This is a genomic window from Leifsonia sp. GW821-FHT13C05, assembly GCF_058806515.1.
The window spans coordinates 213,082-229,401 of sequence record NZ_JBXAPT010000005.1; the positions used below are offsets into that span (position 1 = coordinate 213,082).

General features: G+C 67.8%; 14 protein-coding genes and 1 tRNA gene. 1 reads left to right on the forward strand and 14 read right to left on the reverse strand.

Going from position 1 to position 16,320, the window contains the following annotated elements:
- Positions 1 to 40: 40 nt before the first annotated feature.
- Positions 41 to 1,003 carry a hypothetical protein gene (locus tag AC1ROC_RS15030; RefSeq protein ID WP_143465863.1) on the reverse strand — a complete coding sequence of 321 codons (963 nt, stop codon included), beginning with the start codon at positions 1,001 to 1,003 and terminating at the stop codon, positions 41 to 43.
- Positions 1,004 to 1,148: 145 nt separating this feature from the next.
- Between AC1ROC_RS15030 and AC1ROC_RS15035 the strand changes: the two genes are divergently transcribed.
- A complete protein-coding gene (locus AC1ROC_RS15035; RefSeq protein ID WP_493001125.1) occupies positions 1,149 to 2,705 on the forward strand; it encodes an SNIPE associated domain-containing protein in 1,557 nt (518 codons plus the stop codon).
- A gap of 550 nt (positions 2,706 to 3,255) precedes the next feature.
- On the opposite strand, the gene AC1ROC_RS15040 is transcribed toward AC1ROC_RS15035, so the two are convergent.
- The 13 genes from AC1ROC_RS15040 to manD form a co-directional block, all read right to left on the reverse strand.
- A tRNA-Ser gene (locus AC1ROC_RS15040) sits at positions 3,256 to 3,346 on the reverse strand.
- A gap of 94 nt (positions 3,347 to 3,440) precedes the next feature.
- On the reverse strand, positions 3,441 to 4,166 hold the full coding sequence (locus AC1ROC_RS15045; RefSeq protein ID WP_085369888.1) for a DUF2510 domain-containing protein: 726 nt from the start codon (positions 4,164 to 4,166) through the stop codon (positions 3,441 to 3,443).
- A 92-nt stretch (positions 4,167 to 4,258) separates the two neighbouring features.
- The gene (locus tag AC1ROC_RS15050) at positions 4,259 to 5,737 is read right to left on the reverse strand and encodes a sulfatase family protein (protein ID WP_256922006.1); all 1,479 of its coding nucleotides are present in this window, start codon (positions 5,735 to 5,737) and stop codon (positions 4,259 to 4,261) included.
- On the reverse strand, positions 5,734 to 6,075 hold the full coding sequence (locus AC1ROC_RS15055) for a DUF202 domain-containing protein (RefSeq protein ID WP_085369889.1): 342 nt from the start codon (positions 6,073 to 6,075) through the stop codon (positions 5,734 to 5,736). The genes AC1ROC_RS15050 and AC1ROC_RS15055 overlap by 4 nt, the downstream gene beginning before the upstream one ends.
- Entirely contained in the window at positions 6,072 to 6,428 is a 357-nt protein-coding gene (locus AC1ROC_RS15060) for a YidH family protein (protein ID WP_085369890.1), read from the reverse strand. The genes AC1ROC_RS15055 and AC1ROC_RS15060 overlap by 4 nt, the downstream gene beginning before the upstream one ends.
- Complete coding sequence (locus AC1ROC_RS15065) at positions 6,425 to 7,888, reverse strand: sulfatase family protein (protein WP_085369891.1); 1,464 nt, start codon at positions 7,886 to 7,888, stop codon at positions 6,425 to 6,427. The genes AC1ROC_RS15060 and AC1ROC_RS15065 overlap by 4 nt, the downstream gene beginning before the upstream one ends.
- 91 nt (positions 7,889 to 7,979) lie before the next feature.
- Positions 7,980 to 8,993 carry an aliphatic sulfonate ABC transporter substrate-binding protein gene (locus AC1ROC_RS15070; RefSeq protein WP_493001129.1) on the reverse strand — a complete coding sequence of 338 codons (1,014 nt, stop codon included), beginning with the start codon at positions 8,991 to 8,993 and terminating at the stop codon, positions 7,980 to 7,982.
- A gap of 64 nt (positions 8,994 to 9,057) precedes the next feature.
- Positions 9,058 to 9,846: an ABC transporter ATP-binding protein gene (locus tag AC1ROC_RS15075; RefSeq protein ID WP_085369893.1), complete on the reverse strand. Its 789-nt coding sequence runs from the start codon at positions 9,844 to 9,846 to the stop codon at positions 9,058 to 9,060.
- A complete protein-coding gene (locus AC1ROC_RS15080) occupies positions 9,843 to 10,643 on the reverse strand; it encodes an ABC transporter permease (RefSeq protein ID WP_085369937.1) in 801 nt (266 codons plus the stop codon). Before AC1ROC_RS15080 ends, AC1ROC_RS15075 begins: the two co-directional genes overlap by 4 nt.
- A gap of 49 nt (positions 10,644 to 10,692) precedes the next feature.
- Positions 10,693 to 11,925, reverse strand: coding sequence for an ROK family protein (locus tag AC1ROC_RS15085; RefSeq protein ID WP_085369894.1), 1,233 nt, complete (start codon positions 11,923 to 11,925; stop codon positions 10,693 to 10,695).
- Between the two features lie 136 nt (positions 11,926 to 12,061).
- Positions 12,062 to 14,416, reverse strand: a complete 2,355-nt coding sequence (locus tag AC1ROC_RS15090) for a family 20 glycosylhydrolase (protein WP_085369895.1) — start codon at positions 14,414 to 14,416, stop codon at positions 12,062 to 12,064.
- A gap of 141 nt (positions 14,417 to 14,557) precedes the next feature.
- A complete protein-coding gene (locus AC1ROC_RS15095) occupies positions 14,558 to 15,073 on the reverse strand; it encodes a gluconokinase (protein WP_256922007.1) in 516 nt (171 codons plus the stop codon).
- The gene (manD, locus tag AC1ROC_RS15100; protein ID WP_085369896.1) at positions 15,070 to 16,320 is read right to left on the reverse strand and encodes a D-mannonate dehydratase ManD; all 1,251 of its coding nucleotides are present in this window, start codon (positions 16,318 to 16,320) and stop codon (positions 15,070 to 15,072) included. Before manD ends, AC1ROC_RS15095 begins: the two co-directional genes overlap by 4 nt.

Below are 16,320 nucleotides of genomic sequence, written 5' to 3' on the forward strand. Positions count from 1 at the left end.
CTGTTTCGCCGCAACTGATTCCGAAAGTAGCCATCTGGCTCTATCGGATTGGCGTCCTCGATCGGGTAATCGGTACTCCCGAGTAGCCGGCGGCATCGAGGAGATCACGCAGTCGCTCCTCGTCGCCTTCCGGGTTCCGTGGGGCCAGCTGCACCGAAAGAATAGGCAATCGGGCAATCCTGTCGACGGTGTAGCGTTCGGGATCCGGTTCATCGACCGCCGCCAAAAACACCTTATGAGATGGACCATAGTGCGAATCGCGGTCGGCTGTAAATCCGTCGATTGGGGGTCGAACGACGATAAGTCGCTTCTCTCGCTCGTCGGCAAACCCCTCGTGCTTGTAGGCGTATACAAGAGCAACGTATTGCCGGTCGAGCAGGTCGCGCATGAAGCCCTCGTTGGCGATCTGGCCCCTCTCCAACGAGCCGAAGGCGTCGAGCGCACCCTCAAGCATTCGGCGAGTCGGGTCCCACTGCTCCCAACCCCATTCGGGATCTTTGTCCCCGTAGGTAACCGAGCGCCAGAAGATCGCGGGCACATCGTCCGGCTGGAACAACGCGGGCTGCCCCTCGGATGCGAACACCTTGTACTCCACGGTCGGAGACAACTCGATCGCGTACCCGTCATTGATCCGCGCGTACGTTTGCCAGTGAAGGAGGCTGTCACCGTTCTCGCTGGCACAGACCACTAGAACCTCGCGAGCGGCCGCTCGCCGCTCGATGTCAGCTAACCACTCTTCGACCGCAGCCACCGGTGCCTCATCGATGAGAGCGGGCTTGACCAGCTCCCACAGACGGCGGAATGCCCCGATCCCGAACTGAACTTCCTGGCTATCGTTCAACCCGTCCGTCGAACACGCCCACAGTAAGCCGGTCGAAACGATGCCGTTGATACCCACGGCATTCGTGTAGTGCCACGCCGATGGATCGTGCTTACTTGGACCGATCGCCTCGGGCGCAAGCGGAGCAGTTAGCCAGACAGTGGGGTCGATGTCGCTCGGCACGGTCACACTATAGATTGCGCGTGCCGGTTGGGTCGTCCGTTGAGGTCTGATGGCAAGACTAGTTGCGTTCAGGCCACCCGGTCTGGGGCTGTTAGCGACCTTTCCCGTCTCGGTAGCCTCGTCGGGCAACCCGAGGAGCGAGTCGATGAGCGCAGCAGCTGACTGGTACGAGAACCCCGACGATCCAACCGTCCTCCGCTATTGGGATGGGTCCACCTGGACCGATCAGACTCGACCGAAGCCTTCTGCAGTGCCAGCCGGTTGGTACCCCGATACGGAACGGCCCGGGGGAAAGCGTTGGTGGGATGGTGCCATCTGGACGGACCAGCGAATGCCGGCTGACGCTGTTTCCACTCGCCGGGCTGCGAAGCCGATCGAACGACTCAGCAAGGCGGACGCCCGTGAACTAGCGAGTCAGCTGACGGCCAAGGTCGCCGAGCTTCAGGCGATTATCGAGAAACACGGGCTCCGATCCTTCGCGGACATAGACGCCTACCGGGCCGAGCAGGAGGCGGAGCTCGCGGCCGAACGAGACCGCGCCCAGGCAGCGGCCATGTCGGCCCAGTCCGCGGCGGCCTCATCGTTGGCCTCGATCAACAAGCAACTCACGGACGCCCAGCAGCAACTCGCGTGGTCACGGCAGCAGTTGGATGAGATCAACAAGGAACGTGTCGACGTCGCCGACATCGTCGCGCTGCAGGAAGTCGGACTCTTCGACTACGAGCACCCCGCGCAGTCGTCCGCCGCCCTCGCGACCGAACTCGAGAGCGTCCGGTCGCGAATCAAGAACATGGTTCGTGACAAGCGTGCCGTGACGACCACCAGCGGGTTCACGTTCAATAACTCGGCTGCGCAGGGCAAGAAGTTCATCAACGACATGACGAAGGTGTTGCTGCGGGCGTATAACGCGGAGGCAGAAAACGCGATCAAAGCGACGAAGGCCGGCAATCTCTACTCGGCCCAGACGCGGCTGACGAAGGCGGCCGAGCAGATCGCCAACGGTGGCAAGATGATCCAGCTGCGGATCACCGACGAATATCACCGGCTTCGGCTCAAGGAACTTGAACTCGCCAACTCGCACCTCATGGCGCTCCAACGGGAACGGGAACTTGACCGTGAACGTCGTGCCGAACTCCGCGAGCAGCAGAAGGCAGAGGCAGAACTTCGTCGCGAGAAGGAACGACTCGAGAAGGAGCGCGCCCACTACCTCTCAACTCTTGCCGCACTCGAAGCCAACGGCGACATCGAAGGCGCCGACCGAATCAGGATGCAACTGTCTGACGTCGACCGTGCCATCAACGACGTCGACTACCGCGCGGCCAACATCCGCGCCGGGCATGTTTACGTCATTTCAAACATTGGCGCTTTCGGCGAAAACATGGTCAAGATCGGCATGACTCGACGCCTCGAGCCGATGGACCGTGTCCACGAACTCGGAGACGCGTCCGTGCCATTCCGGTTCGATGTTCATGCCCTTTTCTTCGCAGCCGATGCCGTCGGCGTCGAGAACTTCCTTCACAAGCGCTTCGCCGAGCAACGTGTCAACAGAATCAACCTTCGCCGAGAGTTCTTCCGCGTTACCCCGGCAGACGTGCTCGAAGCGCTCAAGGAAGAGGCCGTCGAAGTTGTGGAGTTCACGACGGAACCCGCAGCACCGGAGTACCGCGCCAGCACCGGCATCGCCGCCGCGCATTCGGCGTGAGCGAGCCAAGTGGAGGCGCGCTAGTGTGGCTCGCGGTTGCGGCCACAGCGGCCCTCGTTGGCGCTACTTGGCAATGTATCCTGGCCGCGATCTCCGGCGTGGAATCTATGGAAGCCTTTCTCGGCGATCACAATCGGCTCATCCGCGAGGAGCAACAGCGCGCGCTCGCGTCGATTCCGAGATGGCGTCTGGCGCGCCGACGTCGCGAAGCGGGACGGATTGTTGCTGAATCACAGGTTGTCCTCGCGGAGAATGAGAGGCGCCTCGGCCGCGCATATGATCGCCAAGCTGGCGCTTGGGGTTGTGTGCTCGTCGGCGCACTTGTCGCGGCAGTTGTCGCTTGGATCCAGGTCTTTGGCGGGTGAATCCTTACCGAGCACCACTAACCGCGAACCTAGGTGGAAACAGTCCACTAGGGCGCCCTCGCGATTCACGTCGTCGCATCGACGGCAGGGCGGCCAGGTCCAAGGCAGTCCCGAGGACGCACGCAGTACCACCGGTCAAAGCGATTGCCTGCGTGAAAGACCGGTTACTAACAGGGATCAAAATGCGGAGACGGTGGGATTTGAACCCACGGTGCCCTGTAAAGGGCACTCCACCTTAGCAGGGTGGTGCACTAGGCCGAACTATGCGACGTCTCCTGAGCGACCGTGAACGGACGCACGACAGCCATCATAACGGACGATTCAGGCGGGGTCGGACACCGACCTCTCAGGACGCGGGGCGCATCCGGGGTCAGGCGCCGAGGTTCCGCATCGGCAGGTCGTGGACCATCGTGGAGACGAAGGAGACGGTCCAGGCGATGGTGACGATGAGGGACAGGACGTAGAGGCCGATGGTGACCCAGATCGGGGCGAGGCCTCGGCCGGGGGCGACGCGGCGGACGATGACGCTGCGGCCGATCACGTAGACGAGGGCGCTGAGGAACGTCCAGGCCCAGTGGAACGGGCGGACGACGCCGATGCGTTCGAGTTCCCGGTAGTCGAGCCAGGAGAAGACGACGCTGAGGGCGTATGCGAGGAATCCGATGCCGACGATCGCGAAGTACATCGGGCCGAACATCCCGAACGGGTTGCCGTAGCTGGTGTAGCCGTGCTCGGTGGCGACGACGTCGAAATGGGGCTGGTAGAACGGCAGGAGGACGAGGCTCACGAACGGGAGCGCGACGACCAGCCAGATGTAGACGTTGTAGATGCGCGCGCCGTCGGCCAGGCGTGGGCGGACCGGGGCGTACGTCTGACCGTATGCGGGCTGCTGGGCGTAGCCGGGCTGCTGCGTGTATGCAGGCTGCTGGGCGTAGACCGGCTGCGGCTGCACCGGCTGCTGCTGCTGTGCCTGCGCCGCGCCCGCCAGCGGCGCGAAGTGCGCCGTCCACTGCGTTCCGTCCCACCAGCGCAGCTGCTGGGCGCCGCTCGGGTCCGGGTACCATCCCGCCGGGACGTGTGCGTCGGTGTTCGTCATGCTCGCGGCTCCGCTCTGCGGCCCGTCGGCCGCCCGGCTCGTATGCTACCGCCGCGTCCTATGGATGCGCCGCACGGCACCCATGCAACCGCTCAGCCGATCCGCGCCTCCACCGCCGTCTCCGGCCGCACGCGCTCCGACTCCGGGATGCCACCGCGGAACGCCAGCCACTGGGCGAAGCGGTCGCCGCGGGCGACGAGTTCCCGGTAGAGGCGGAGGCGCAGGTCGCGGACCGTGGCCGCGTGCCGGGGCACGTCGATCGCGTTGTGAAGCTCGTGGGGGTCGGCGTCGAGGTCGTAGAACTCGTCGATGCCTTCGGGGTTGACGACCAGTTTGTGGTGGTCGGTGCGGAGCATCCGCTGGGCGTACGAGAAATGGTGGCCGTGGAATTCGGCGATCAGCTCGTCCCGCCATCCGTCCGCAGGCTTGCCACTCAGCAGCGGGAGCAGCGACCGGCCCCGGCAGCCTGCCGTCGGCGCCCCTGCCAGGTCGAGGATCGTCGCGGTGAAGTCGAGCAGGTTGACGAACTCCGCACGCCGCCCCGGTTCTCCGCCCGGGATGCTGACGATGCCCGGGATGCGGTAGATGTCCTCGTACATCGCCGGGCCTTTGTCGTTCAGGCGGTGCGCCCCGGTGAACTCCCCGTGGTCGGCTGTGGCGAACACGGCGGTCGTGTCGGTGAGGCCGAGACGGTCGAGCTCGTCGAGGACGCGGCCGTACTGGTGGTCGATCATCGCCACGTATCCCCAGTACACCGCCGTCAGCTTGCGCCACTGCGCATCGTCGAAACTGTCAGCTCCCCAGTACGCGCTGTACGTGCGCTGCACCTCCGGCTTCCCCGCGAAGGTCTCCGACATGGATGCGGGGAGCACCACCTCCGACGGGTCGTAGCGGTCGTACCATTCGTCCGGGAGCAGGTACGGCAGGTGCGGGCCGAAGTAGTGCAGTGACAGCGAGAACGGGCGGCCGTCGTCGGCGAAGCGCCGGAGCATCTCGATGGCCCGGTCGGCGAGGTACGCCTCGAACGTGGCCTCCGTCGGCTGCGCGAGCCTCGCAGCGATCAGGTGGCCCCTGCTGCCGTCGGCCGCGCTGGTGTACACCGGCTCGTGCGCGGCGAAGGGCGGGTATCCGTGTTCGTCGAGCCAGGCCGTGTAGTCCTCGTCGTCGTACGGGTTCAGTGCGCCGGGCAGGTGTCTGCCCTCGAAGCCGTACGCGTCAGGCCCGCGGTGGCGCCCGACGTGCCACTTCCCGACGTGGCCGATCGCGTAGCCTTCGTCGCGCAGCGCTGCCGAGAACGTCGGCAGGCCGTCCGGCAGCTCTTCGCGGTGGCCGGAGTTCCATTCGTAGTTGCTGAGCAGCCCGTGCTCGAACGGGTGCAGGCCGGTGAGGAGGCTGGCGCGCGCCGGGGTGCAGATCGCGCTCGGCGTGTAGCAGCGCTCGAAGACCGTGCCCCTGGCGGCGATGCGGTCGATGGCGGGCGTCTGCACCGTGGGGTTCCCGTAGGCGGGCAGGGTGTCGACGCGGTGCTGGTCCGTCATCAGGAACAGGATGTTCGGACGCGCCCCGCTCACGACGCCGCCCCCATCAGGATGCTGACGGCCCCGAGGATCGCCAGCGCGAGTGCCAGCGCCGCCGTCCCTGCAAGCACGGCGCCCCCGCCCGCGCGCGCCCCGGTGAGCTGCCGGTAATGCTGCAGATACCGCCGGTGCACAACAGCGAGCAGGGCCGCAGACAGCACGACCGCGAGCGCCGACGCGACATACCCCGCGACCCCCAGCTGCCCGGGGAGCACCCGGATGGAGGCGCCGGACAGCACCAGGAACGCGAGGCACGTCCTCCGCCACGCCAGAGCCGTCCGCTCCGGCTGCAGGCCGGCGTCGTAGAGGACGCCGTCGCCCACGGCGGTCACCGCAGCACCACGCCGAGCAGCACGAGCACGCCGACCGCCGCGACCACGAGCGCCAGCGGCAGGGCGGAGACCGGGGCGGGCAGCGGCGTGCCGAGGCGGAGGGCACGCTCTGCGCGCATCCAGCCCAGCCACGCCTGGATCGGGACCACGAGCGCTGCGGCGATGAGGACGATGGATGCGGCCGTCCGCATCCCCTGCTGGAGGCCGAGTCCGAACGCTTCGAGCGCGACGCCTCCGGCGAGCAGGGCGAGCCCGGTGCGCACCCACGCGAGGAAGGTGCGCTCGTTGGCCAGGCTGAACCGCGCATCCGGCTCGCTGCCGTGCGCGAAGACCGCGGACGGGAAGCGGCTCACCGGCTCGCCTCTGCCGCGACCAGGCCCTCCCGGAGCAGCCGGGGTTCCGGCTGGCTCGGGTGCGGTTCGTCGCCGAGGTCGTGCTGCAGCCGCCACAGCTCGGCGGTCAGCTCGTCCCGGATCGTGGCGTATGCCGGGTCGCCCCACACGTTGCGGAGCTCCTCCGGGTCGGCGGCGAGGTCGTAGAGCTCCCACTCCGGCGGGTAGCTGAACCCGGACGAGCCGGGGTGGCCCATCCCGTCGTTGTAGAAGTAGATGAGCTTGTAGCGGTCGGTGCGGATGCCGTAGTGCGCGAGCGCGTGGTGGAACTGGTCGTCGTTCTCGTAGTAGCGGTAGTAGACGGCATCGCGGGTGGGACGGTCCGGCTCTTCGGTCAGCTGCGGGAGGAAGCTGACGCCCTGCATCTCCGGCAGCGCAGGGGTGCCCGCCGCGTCGAGGATGGTCTGGGCGAAGTCGACGTTCGTCACGAGCTGCGTGAGCGGGGCGCCGGGGGCGATCCTGGCCGGGTAGCTCATCAGCAGCGGCATCCTGATGGACTCGTCGTACATGAAGCGTTTGTCGAACCAGCCGTGGTCGCCGAGGAAGAAGCCCTGGTCGGAGGTGTACATCAGGAGGGTGTCGTCGAACTCGCCCCGCTCCCGCAGACGGTCGATGACCCTGCCGACGTTGTCGTCGACCGACGCGACGCAGCGCAGATAGTCCTCCATGTATCGCTGGTACTTCCACAGCGCGGACTCCTCGTATGTGAGCCCTTCCGGCGGGCTGATCTTGAGGTCGTCTGTGGTGAGGTAGTCCGCGATCCGCATGGTGGCGTGGTGCGCGGCCATCGAGCGGGTGCTGTAGTCGTCGGTGAAGGTGCCGGGCACCGGGATGGGGTCGCTGTAGAGATCGGCGTGCTTCTCGTCGGGTTCCCAGGCGCGGTGCGGCGCCTTGTGGTGGATGAGCAGGCAGTACGGGCGGCCGTCGTCGGGGAGCGAGTCGACCCAGTCCAGCGCCAGATCCGTGATGATGTCGGTGGCGTAGCCCTGCACGATCTCGACGCCGTCCTCCGTGAGCACCTGCGGGTCGAAGTACTCTCCCTGGCCGCGCAGCACCGCCCAGTAGTCGAAGCCCTGCGGGTCGTGCCCCTCTCCCTCGCCGAGGTGCCACTTGCCGACGATCCCGGTGTGGTAGCCGGACTCCTTCAGCTGCGAGACGAAGGTGGGGAGGGACGCATCCATCGGGGTGTCGAGGGTGGTGACGCCGTTGACGTGGCTGTACGTGCCGGTGAGGATGGTCGCCCTGCTCGGCGTGCACAGCGCGTTGGTGCAGAAACAGTTGTCGATGCGTCGTCCCGCCGCCGCGATCTCGTCGATGCGCGGCGTCTCGTTGACGACAGAGCCGTACGCCCCGACCGCGTGGGAGGCGTGGTCGTCGGTGAGGATGAGCACGATGTTGGGACGGCGAACGGATGGGCGCATGGGCGGAGGAACTCCCCTTCGATGGGTGCGGCGGGCGCGGAGACAGTGGATGCGCGGGAGGGGCACACGCCGCGCCCCTCCCGCCCGGCGGCTACTCGCCGGCCGTTGTGTAGAGGTCGGCGTCGTAGTAGGAGGAGACCTTCTCGGCTTTCTGCAGCTTGCCCGCCTTGACGAAGTAGTCGCTCATGCCGGTGAACCAGCTGTCGACGGTGCCGTCCTTGGTGAGCTTGTCGAGCTCGGCCGCGGTGAACACCTGGACGTTGGTGGCGTCGGCTTTCACGGTCGACTCGTCCACTTTGAGCTGGGCGGCGACGAGCTTGATCGTCTCGCTGCCGTTCTTCGCCCGGTAGTCCATCGCGTCGCGCAGCACGGCGTTGACCTTCTTGGCGGTCTCCGGGTGCTTGGTGACGAAGTCGACGCCGCCGACGATCGCGTTGGGGAAGCTGACCTCCTTGGCGAAGTCGGCGTCCTTGGCGAGCTCCTTCAGGTCGGGGACCTGCTTCTTGATGGTGTCGATCAGCGGGTACCAGAGCCCGGCAGCATCCACCTGCTTGGAGGAGAACGCGGAGACGATGGTGGACGGGTCCATGGTGACGATGTCGACGTCGGACTTGGACATGCCCGCCTTCTCGAGGGCGAGGGTGAGGATCATGTCGCCCGATGTACCTTCGGCGACGGCGACCTTCTTGCCCTTGAGCTGCTTCATGCTGGTGATGCCCGGCTGGGCGATCACGCGGTCCGCCTTGCCGACGCCGTCGACCGTCAGGATCTTGGCCTGGCCGGAGAACGGCATCCACAGGGCGCCGGGGCCGACGTATCCCACGTCGAGGTCGCCCGTCTTGAGTGCCTGCACCTGCAGGGGTCCGTTGGTGAACGTGCTCAGCTCGGCCTTGAGGCCGTGCTTGGCCCACAGGTCTTCCTTGTCGGCGATGGCGACGAGGCTGGTGCCTGTGTAGTCGCCGATGTAACCGACCTTGACGGTCTCGACCGGGCCTGCGGCCGCTGTGCCGGAGCTCTCACCGGCGGAGGTCGGAGCCGAACAGCCGGCGAGGACGAGCGCCAGGGCGCCGGCGGCAATGCCGGCGAGGGTGCGTGAAATGCGCATAGTGGTACTCCTTCGGGTGGTGGGGAATGTGAGAAGTGGTGCGTCGTGCGTCTGGTGCTGCCGCTCAGTGAGCGACGGGCGTCGGCCTGTCCTGGTGATAGACCGAACGCCAGACCCGGTTGCGCAGGTCTTGGAACTCCGGGCTCAGCCGGACCTCCTCGGTGCGCGGATACGGGAGATCAATATCGACGATGTCGAAGATGCGGCCCGGTCGTGCGGCCATCACCACCACGCGGTTGCCGAGGAACACGGCCTCGTCCACATCGTGGGTGATGAAGACGACGGTCCTCTTCTCCTTCGACCAGGTGTCGAGGAGCTGCTCCTGAAGGTTCACCCTGGTCAGCGCGTCGAGGGCGCCGAACGGTTCGTCCATCAACAGGATGCTCGGGTCGACCGCGTACGCCCTGGCGATGGCGCAGCGCTGCCGCATCCCTCCGGAGAGCATCTTGGGCAGGGCGTCGGCGAACTGGGTGAGGCCGACGAGGTCGATGAAGTGCTGCGCCTTCTCACGCCGCTGGGCGGCCGGCATCCCGGCCGTGCGGAGGCCGAACTCGACGTTCTTCCGCACGGTCAGCCAGGGGAACAGCGCGTACTGCTGGAAGATCACGCCGCGGTCGGGGCTGGGGCCACGCACCTCGGCGCCGTTGACCAGCGCCCGTCCTCCTGTCGGCTGTTCGAGCCCGGCCAGGATGTTCATGAGCGTGCTCTTGCCGCAACCGGACGGTCCGACGATGGTGATGAACTCGTTGTCGGCGATGTCGATGGACACGTCGCCCAGGGCGACGAACTCCTCGCCCTTGAGGTCGAACGTCTTGCGGACGTGCTCGATGCGGATGGTGGGGTTGTCGCTCATCGTCGCTCCTGCCAGCTGGTCAACTTCTTCTCGACGGCCAGGAGGATGCGATCCATCGCCAGGCCGAGCACACCGATCACGATGAGGCCGACGAAGATCGTCGGGAGGTCGTAGTACAACTGCGCCTGCTGCATCCGGTGGCCGATGCCGTTCTGCGCGGCGATCAGCTCGGCGGCCACCAGGGTCGCCCAGGAGGCGCCGAGGCCGATGCGCATCCCGACCAGGATGAACGGGAACGACGCGGGCACGACGATGCGGGCGAAGATCGTCCCGTCGCCGGCGCCGAGCACGCGGGCCGCGTTGATGAGGGTCTTGTCCACATTCACCACGCCCTGGAACGTGGAGACCACGCAGGAGAGGAACGCGGCGAGGAAGATCACCAGGATCTTCGGCTGCTCGCCGATGCCGAGGAGCACGATGGCCAGCGGGATGATCGCCAGCGGCGGGATCATCCGGAAGAACTGCACCCACGGCTCGATCAGCGAGCGCACGGTGGCGTACCAGCCCATCAGGAAGCCGACGGGGATGGCGAGCGCCGTGCCGAGCACGAAGCCGCTGAGCACGCGCAGCAGGCTGGCGCCGACATCCTGGAACAGGCTGCCGTCCGCCGCGAGCTGCCAGCCGCGGATGGCCACGGCGGGCGGGGTGGGCAGCTGGGGCGCGACGAGGGAGATCAGCCACCAGATCGCGATGCCGCCGACGAGCGAGACCACGGTGAGCACCAGGTTGCGATTCGAGCGCTTGCGGCCGGCACGTGCGGCGCTGCGGCTGGCGATGGCGCCGGTGTTCTGCGTCATGGCGGTCACGTCGCCTCACCTCTCCGCCGGGGGGAACGGGGTGGATGGTTCATCGGATCTGTGCTCCTTTGCGGGATCGCGTACGAAGGGATGGTGCAGGTGCCGCCGTGGGAAGCAGCTGCGAGTTGTGGAAGGCGGCGACCAGGGCGCCGAGCGCTCCGGAGTCGTCGCCGAGGCGTGCCCGCCTCACCGAGGGGACGTGGCCGGGCAGACTGAGCGACTCGTGGTGGAACGCCTCTGTCGCGCGCTCCAGGAAGACCGGATGCAGGCCGACGACCTGGCCGCCGAGCACGACCTCGCTCGGGGAGAGCGCCGTGCCCAGGATCGCCAGCGTCCGTCCGACGACCGCGCCGACCGTGGCGAGCAGCCCGACCACGTCCGGATCGCCGCTCCGTGCACGCTGGGCGAGCTCGGCCGCCGAGGCCACCCCGAAGGGATGCGCGGCCGCCGTCAGCGCGCGGAGGGACGCGACCGTCTCGAGGCAGCCGCGCTTTCCGCACGAGCACGGCTCACCGTCCGGCTCGACCGTGACGTGCCCGATCTCGCCCGCGAAACCGGAGCGCCCGGACACGAGGGCTCCGTCGACGACGAGGCCGCCGCCGCAGCCGTCTGCCAGGCGCAGGTAGATGAGGTCTCTGGTGGGCTGGCCGAGCATCCACTCCGCCTCGGCCAGTGCGGCCAGCCTGGTGTTGTTGTCGATCAGGATGGGCGCGTCGAAGCGGGAGGTGAACGCGTCTTCGATCGTCGCCGTGATGAGCGGACCCCCGGCGAGCGTGCGGTGCTCTCCCGATCCCTCCTCCGGCCGCGAGACCGGGCTGGACACGCCGATGCCGATGCCCTGCAGCGCGTCGTAATGGACACCGGTGCTGCGTTCGAGGTCGTCGAGCAGGGCGAGCGCCACCTCGACCCGCACCCGCCACTCCGCGCCGTGCGGGTACTCCATCGACCCGGAGGCGATGATCTCGTGCGACGCGTCGGCGACCGCCACATGCACGGCACGGTGGGTGAAGTCGGCGCCGAGGTGCTGCCCGGCCCGCGGGTCGAGCGCGAGCAGTTCGGCCGGCCGGCCCCTGCCCTCGCGCGAGACGGCATCGGTCTTGGTGACGACGATGGCCCGCGTGTCCAGCAGGCTTCCTGTGATCTCGGAGAGGGTCGTGCGGGAGAGCCCGACGAGCGGCGCGATCTGTGCGCGGCTCATCGCGCCCCTGTCGCGCAGCACGGCCAGCACCCTGTCTTCGTGGGTGCGTCGGATGAGTGCTTGCACTCCGACGGGCGATGTCATAGGTCGACCGTACGAAGCCGGATTTTTTCCGTCAACACTCCGACATAATTCGGCGACAGAAAGTTTCGCCGGTTCGCCTCCCCGACCCAGGGCATCCGGAGTCGGGGCGGCGCACCAGTGCGGCGTCATTGCAGCGTCAGTGCAGCACGCGCGTGACGACCTGATCGGAGCCTGCCCGGTGCACGACGATGGCCACATACCCCGAGCCGCTCGTCGCGTAACTGTGCGTGACCGTGGCGGTGAACGCCGAGTTCAGCGTCATCGCCGCGATATCGGACGTGCGCGCCGCCGTCAGGGTGACCGGCGAACTGGTGCCGTCTCCCCAGTCGACGGTCGCGGTCAGGTCGGCCGCCGCCGCGCCGGGCGCGAGAACGGACACGTCGATGCTCGCGCTGCCTCCCGCAGTCGGCGAGAGCGCGGTCACGCGGGCACCGATCTGCGTCTGCCAGGACACGTCGGCCGTCGGGAAGAAGTTGACGCCCTCGAGCGTCATCCGTCCGCCGAGCATCGAGACCCGGGCGAGGAAGTCGGCCTGGTCGCGGGCCGTCTGCGGTGTCCAGCCCACCTCCGCCGTGGCGAGCATTCGCGGGAAGGAGTAGTACTCGGCCTGGTCGGCTCCGCGGATGAACTCGCCCCAGAATGCGCCCTCGACGCCGAGCACGCTCGCCTCTCCGATGCCGGACACGAACGTCGCAGGGTTCCACGAGTACGCGTTCTGCAGGGTGCACGGTCCGCCGCAGGCCCAGGTCGCCCCGAGCGGCTGCCGGGAGTCCTGCTTCTGCGGGTAGTACGTCTTCGACGCCGGGGACATGATCACCTTCGCTCCCCGCTGGGCGACAGCCGTGCTCGCGGTCGCGCCGTTCCCCGTCCAGAGCTGGATGATCGAGCCGGTCGGCAGGTTCGTCGCGCTGGCCTCGTTCCAGACGATCGGCGTCTTGCCGAGCGACGTCGCCGTCGAGGTCTCCGTGTCGACGAGATCGACGTATGCGGCCGCCGGCGTCGGCGCCTCGTCTCCGCCGACGTGGAGGTACGGGCCGGGGGTCATCGCCGCCAGCTGGGAGAGCACCTGCCCGATGAACTCATCGGTGGCGGGGTTCGCGTTGCCGAGCGAGGTGTTGCCGGTGTTCACGGGCAGCACGGTCTGGCCCGCTGTGAGCGCGGGCATCGACCCTCCGCCGTTCAGCTGCGGGATGGCGTGCAGCGCCGCCCCGGTGTGGCCGGGCATGTCCAGCTCGGGAACCACGACCATCCCGTTCTGCCCCGCGTACGCGACGATGCTCTGGTAGTCGGCTGCGGTGTAGTAGCCGGGAGTGCCGGGATTGCTGCCGGTCGCCGCCGTGCCGTCGAACTGCACGGCGGTGGCGCCGCTGACCCTGGTGAGCGCGGTGTAGTCGATGCCGGACGGGTTGCTCGCGGGATTGGTCATCGCGATGCGCCATCCCTGATCGTCGGACAGGTGCAGGTGCAGCCTGTTGATCTTGAACTGAGAGGCGTGGTCGATGAGCCTCTTCACCTCGGCGACCGTGTAGAAGCTGCGGGCCACATCCACTTCGAGGCCGCGGTAGGCGAATCGCGGGTAGTCGCTGATGGTGACGGGGGGCACGGTCCAGGTCGCGGTGCGGACACTCGGCGCCTCGATCTCCGGCGGCAGCAGCTGCCGGAGCGTCTGGACGCCGTTGAGCGCCCCGGCGGCGGTGTCGGCGCCGATGGTCACCCCGGCCGATGTCGCGGCCAGCGTGTATCCCTCTGCGGGCTGGCCGGCCGGGGCGTTGCCTGCGGCGACCACGACGGTGATCTTCGACGACGCGGTCGACGACGCGACCACCGGGAGCGCGAACCCGGTGGACCGTCGCAGCACCGTCGCGAGCTGGGTCGCAGGCGCGGTCCCCGAACCGGAAGCGACGATCACCGTACCCGCGGTGACGGCGAACGGCGCACCGCTCCCCCTGCTGACGCTCACCGGCTGCGGCACCAGCGCGAGCGCAGAGCGGCCCGGAACCCCATAGACCTCGAACTCGGAGATCGAGTACCCGTAGACGGATTTGCGGGTGATCCCCTGCATCCGGATGTACGACACGGCGCCTGCGGTGTTCAGCTGCACGGTGTCGGTGCGGGCGCAGGTGTCCTGCCCGGTGTAGCTGGCGGCGTTCGTCCAGGTGGCGCCGTCGGTCGAGACCTGCAGACGGTATGCCTTCGCGCACGCGTTCGGCCACGCGATGACGACATGGTCGACCACCGACGGCGTCTGCAGCCGCACTTGGAACCAGGCGTTGTCCTGATACCCGGAGGAGAAGCGTGTGTTCGGATTCCCGTCGATCGCCATCGACGGCTGGAAGTCGGCGCGGTCGAGCTCGACGCTCGATGCGGTGGCGGTGGCTGTCAACGCCAGATTGGTCGGTTCGCTCGGTATGGCATTGGCAGCCGGCGCCTGGGAGACCATCAGGGCCCCCAGCAGCACCAGCGCACCCGCCGCGGCGGTCGTGCGTTTCATGCGTCCTCTTTCGTCGGTGAAAGCCCGGGTCCTCAGCGGGACTCCGGATGCTTCGCGACGATAGGCACGCCGAAAACTTCCGGCAATCGGGCGGCAGAATACGGGTGCGAAATCGGTTCCGTCAGTGCGCCGTGCGATCGGTCAGACGAGCTCCCGCACTGCCACGACCGCCTGCTGAACCACCGCATCCACCGGCGCAGACACGTCGATCGTCACCCCGCGCTCGTCCGCCTCGAGCGGTTGCAGCGTCGCCAGCTGCGAGTCGAGCAGCGTGGTCGGCATGAAGTGGTCCGTGCGGCCTTCCATGCGCGCGGCCAGGACCTCGCGCGTGCCCGCCAGGTGAACGAAGACCGCGCCGGGGGCCTCAGAGGCGATGAGGTCGCGGTATGCGCGCTTCAACGCTGAGCAGGCGATCACCAGGCCGCCGGGGGCGTCCGCCAAGGCACGGCCGACCGCGCGCAGCCAGGGGGCCCGGTCGGCGTCGTTGAGAGGGGTGCCTCCCGCCATCTTGCGTACGTTCTCGATCGGGTGCAGCGCGTCGCCGTCGAGGAAGGGGAGGCCGAGGTCGGCGGCGATGAGGGCGCCGATCGTGCTCTTGCCGGAGCCGGACACCCCCATCACGACGACGCGCGGGTGCTCCCCCAGTGCGCCGCTCACCAGTCGTGCATCGAACCGTCGAGGAGACGGTTGACCGGGAGGTATGCGGCCTCGTACGGGAACGACTGCGCGACGATCTCGTCGTAGTCGACACCGATGCCGGGGGCGTCGCTGGGCTTCAGCATCCCGTCTTCGAAGCTGTACGTGGTGCGGAAGACCTCGTGGGTGGTCGGACTGTGCTGCATGTACTCCTGGATCCCGAAGTTGGGGATGGCGATGCCGAGGTGGATGGCGGCCGCGAGCCCGACGGGTGAGACGTCGGTGGGTCCGTGCACGCCGGACTTGATCTGGTACACCGAAGCGTAATCGAAGATGCGCCGCAGGCCCGTGATGCCGCCGGCGTGCGTGACAGGAGAGCGCACGTAGTCGATCAGCTGCTCCTCGAACAGCTCGCGGTAGTCCCAGATCGTGTTGAACACCTCGCCGATCGCCAGCGGCGTCGTGGTGTGCTCGCGCACCCGGCGGAGCGCCGCCTGGTTCTCGGCGGGGGTCACGTCTTCGAGCCAGAACAGGTCGTACGGTTCGAGGGATTTGCCGAGCTTGGCCGCCTGGATCGGCGTGAGCCGATGGTGCGCGTCGTGCAGCAGCGGCAGCTCGGCGCCGAACTCGTTACGCACCGCCTCGAACACCGTCGGAGCGTGGCGCAGGTATGCGCGGGTGTCCCACGACTCCTCTACGGGCACGGCGCTGCGGCGGGCCGGCTCGTAGTCGTAGCGCGCGTCCGAACCGGAGCCGGCACCTGCCGCCGCATTCTTGCTCGACGCCACCCCGTACACCGACGGCAGGCCCGGGATGCCCGTCTGCACGCGGACAGCACGGTAGCCCTCCTCCAGGTGCTCGGTGATCGAGTCGAACAGTTCGGGCAACTCGGCACCGGATGCGTGACCGTAGACGAGCAGACCCTCGCGGCTGCGCCCGCCGAGCAGCTGATACAGCGGCATCCCGGCGACCTTGGCCTTGATGTCCCAGAGCGCGGTGTCCACGGCGGCGATGGACGCCATCGTCACCGGACCCCTGCGCCAGTACGCGCCGCGGTAGAGGTACTGCCAGGTGTCCTCGATCTGCTGCGCGTCCCGCCCGATCAGCAGCGGCACGACGTGCTCGCTCAGGTAGGCGGCGACTGCAAGCTCGCGGCCGTTCAGGGTCGCGTCGCCGAGGCCGGTGACGCCGTCCTCCGTCGTGATCCTGAGGGTGACGAAGTTGCGGCCGGGGCTCGAGACGAGGACCTCGGCGGAGGTGATTCGCAT

Coding starts and splice junctions, on each gene's coding strand:
- AC1ROC_RS15035 (WP_493001125.1), top strand. CDS start 1,149: ATGAGCGCAGCAGCTGACTGGTACGAGAACCCCGACGATCCAACCGTC.
- AC1ROC_RS15045 (WP_085369888.1), bottom strand. CDS start 4,166: ATGACGAACACCGACGCACACGTCCCGGCGGGATGGTACCCGGACCCG.
- AC1ROC_RS15065 (WP_085369891.1), bottom strand. CDS start 7,888: ATGCGCCCATCCGTTCGCCGTCCCAACATCGTGCTCATCCTCACCGAC.
- AC1ROC_RS15070 (WP_493001129.1), bottom strand. CDS start 8,993: ATGCGCATTTCACGCACCCTCGCCGGCATTGCCGCCGGCGCCCTGGCG.
- AC1ROC_RS15075 (WP_085369893.1), bottom strand. CDS start 9,846: ATGAGCGACAACCCCACCATCCGCATCGAGCACGTCCGCAAGACGTTC.
- AC1ROC_RS15080 (WP_085369937.1), bottom strand. CDS start 10,643: ATGACGCAGAACACCGGCGCCATCGCCAGCCGCAGCGCCGCACGTGCC.
- AC1ROC_RS15085 (WP_085369894.1), bottom strand. CDS start 11,925: ATGACATCGCCCGTCGGAGTGCAAGCACTCATCCGACGCACCCACGAA.
- AC1ROC_RS15090 (WP_085369895.1), bottom strand. CDS start 14,416: ATGAAACGCACGACCGCCGCGGCGGGTGCGCTGGTGCTGCTGGGGGCC.
- manD (WP_085369896.1), bottom strand. CDS start 16,320: ATGCGAATCACCTCCGCCGAGGTCCTCGTCTCGAGCCCCGGCCGCAAC.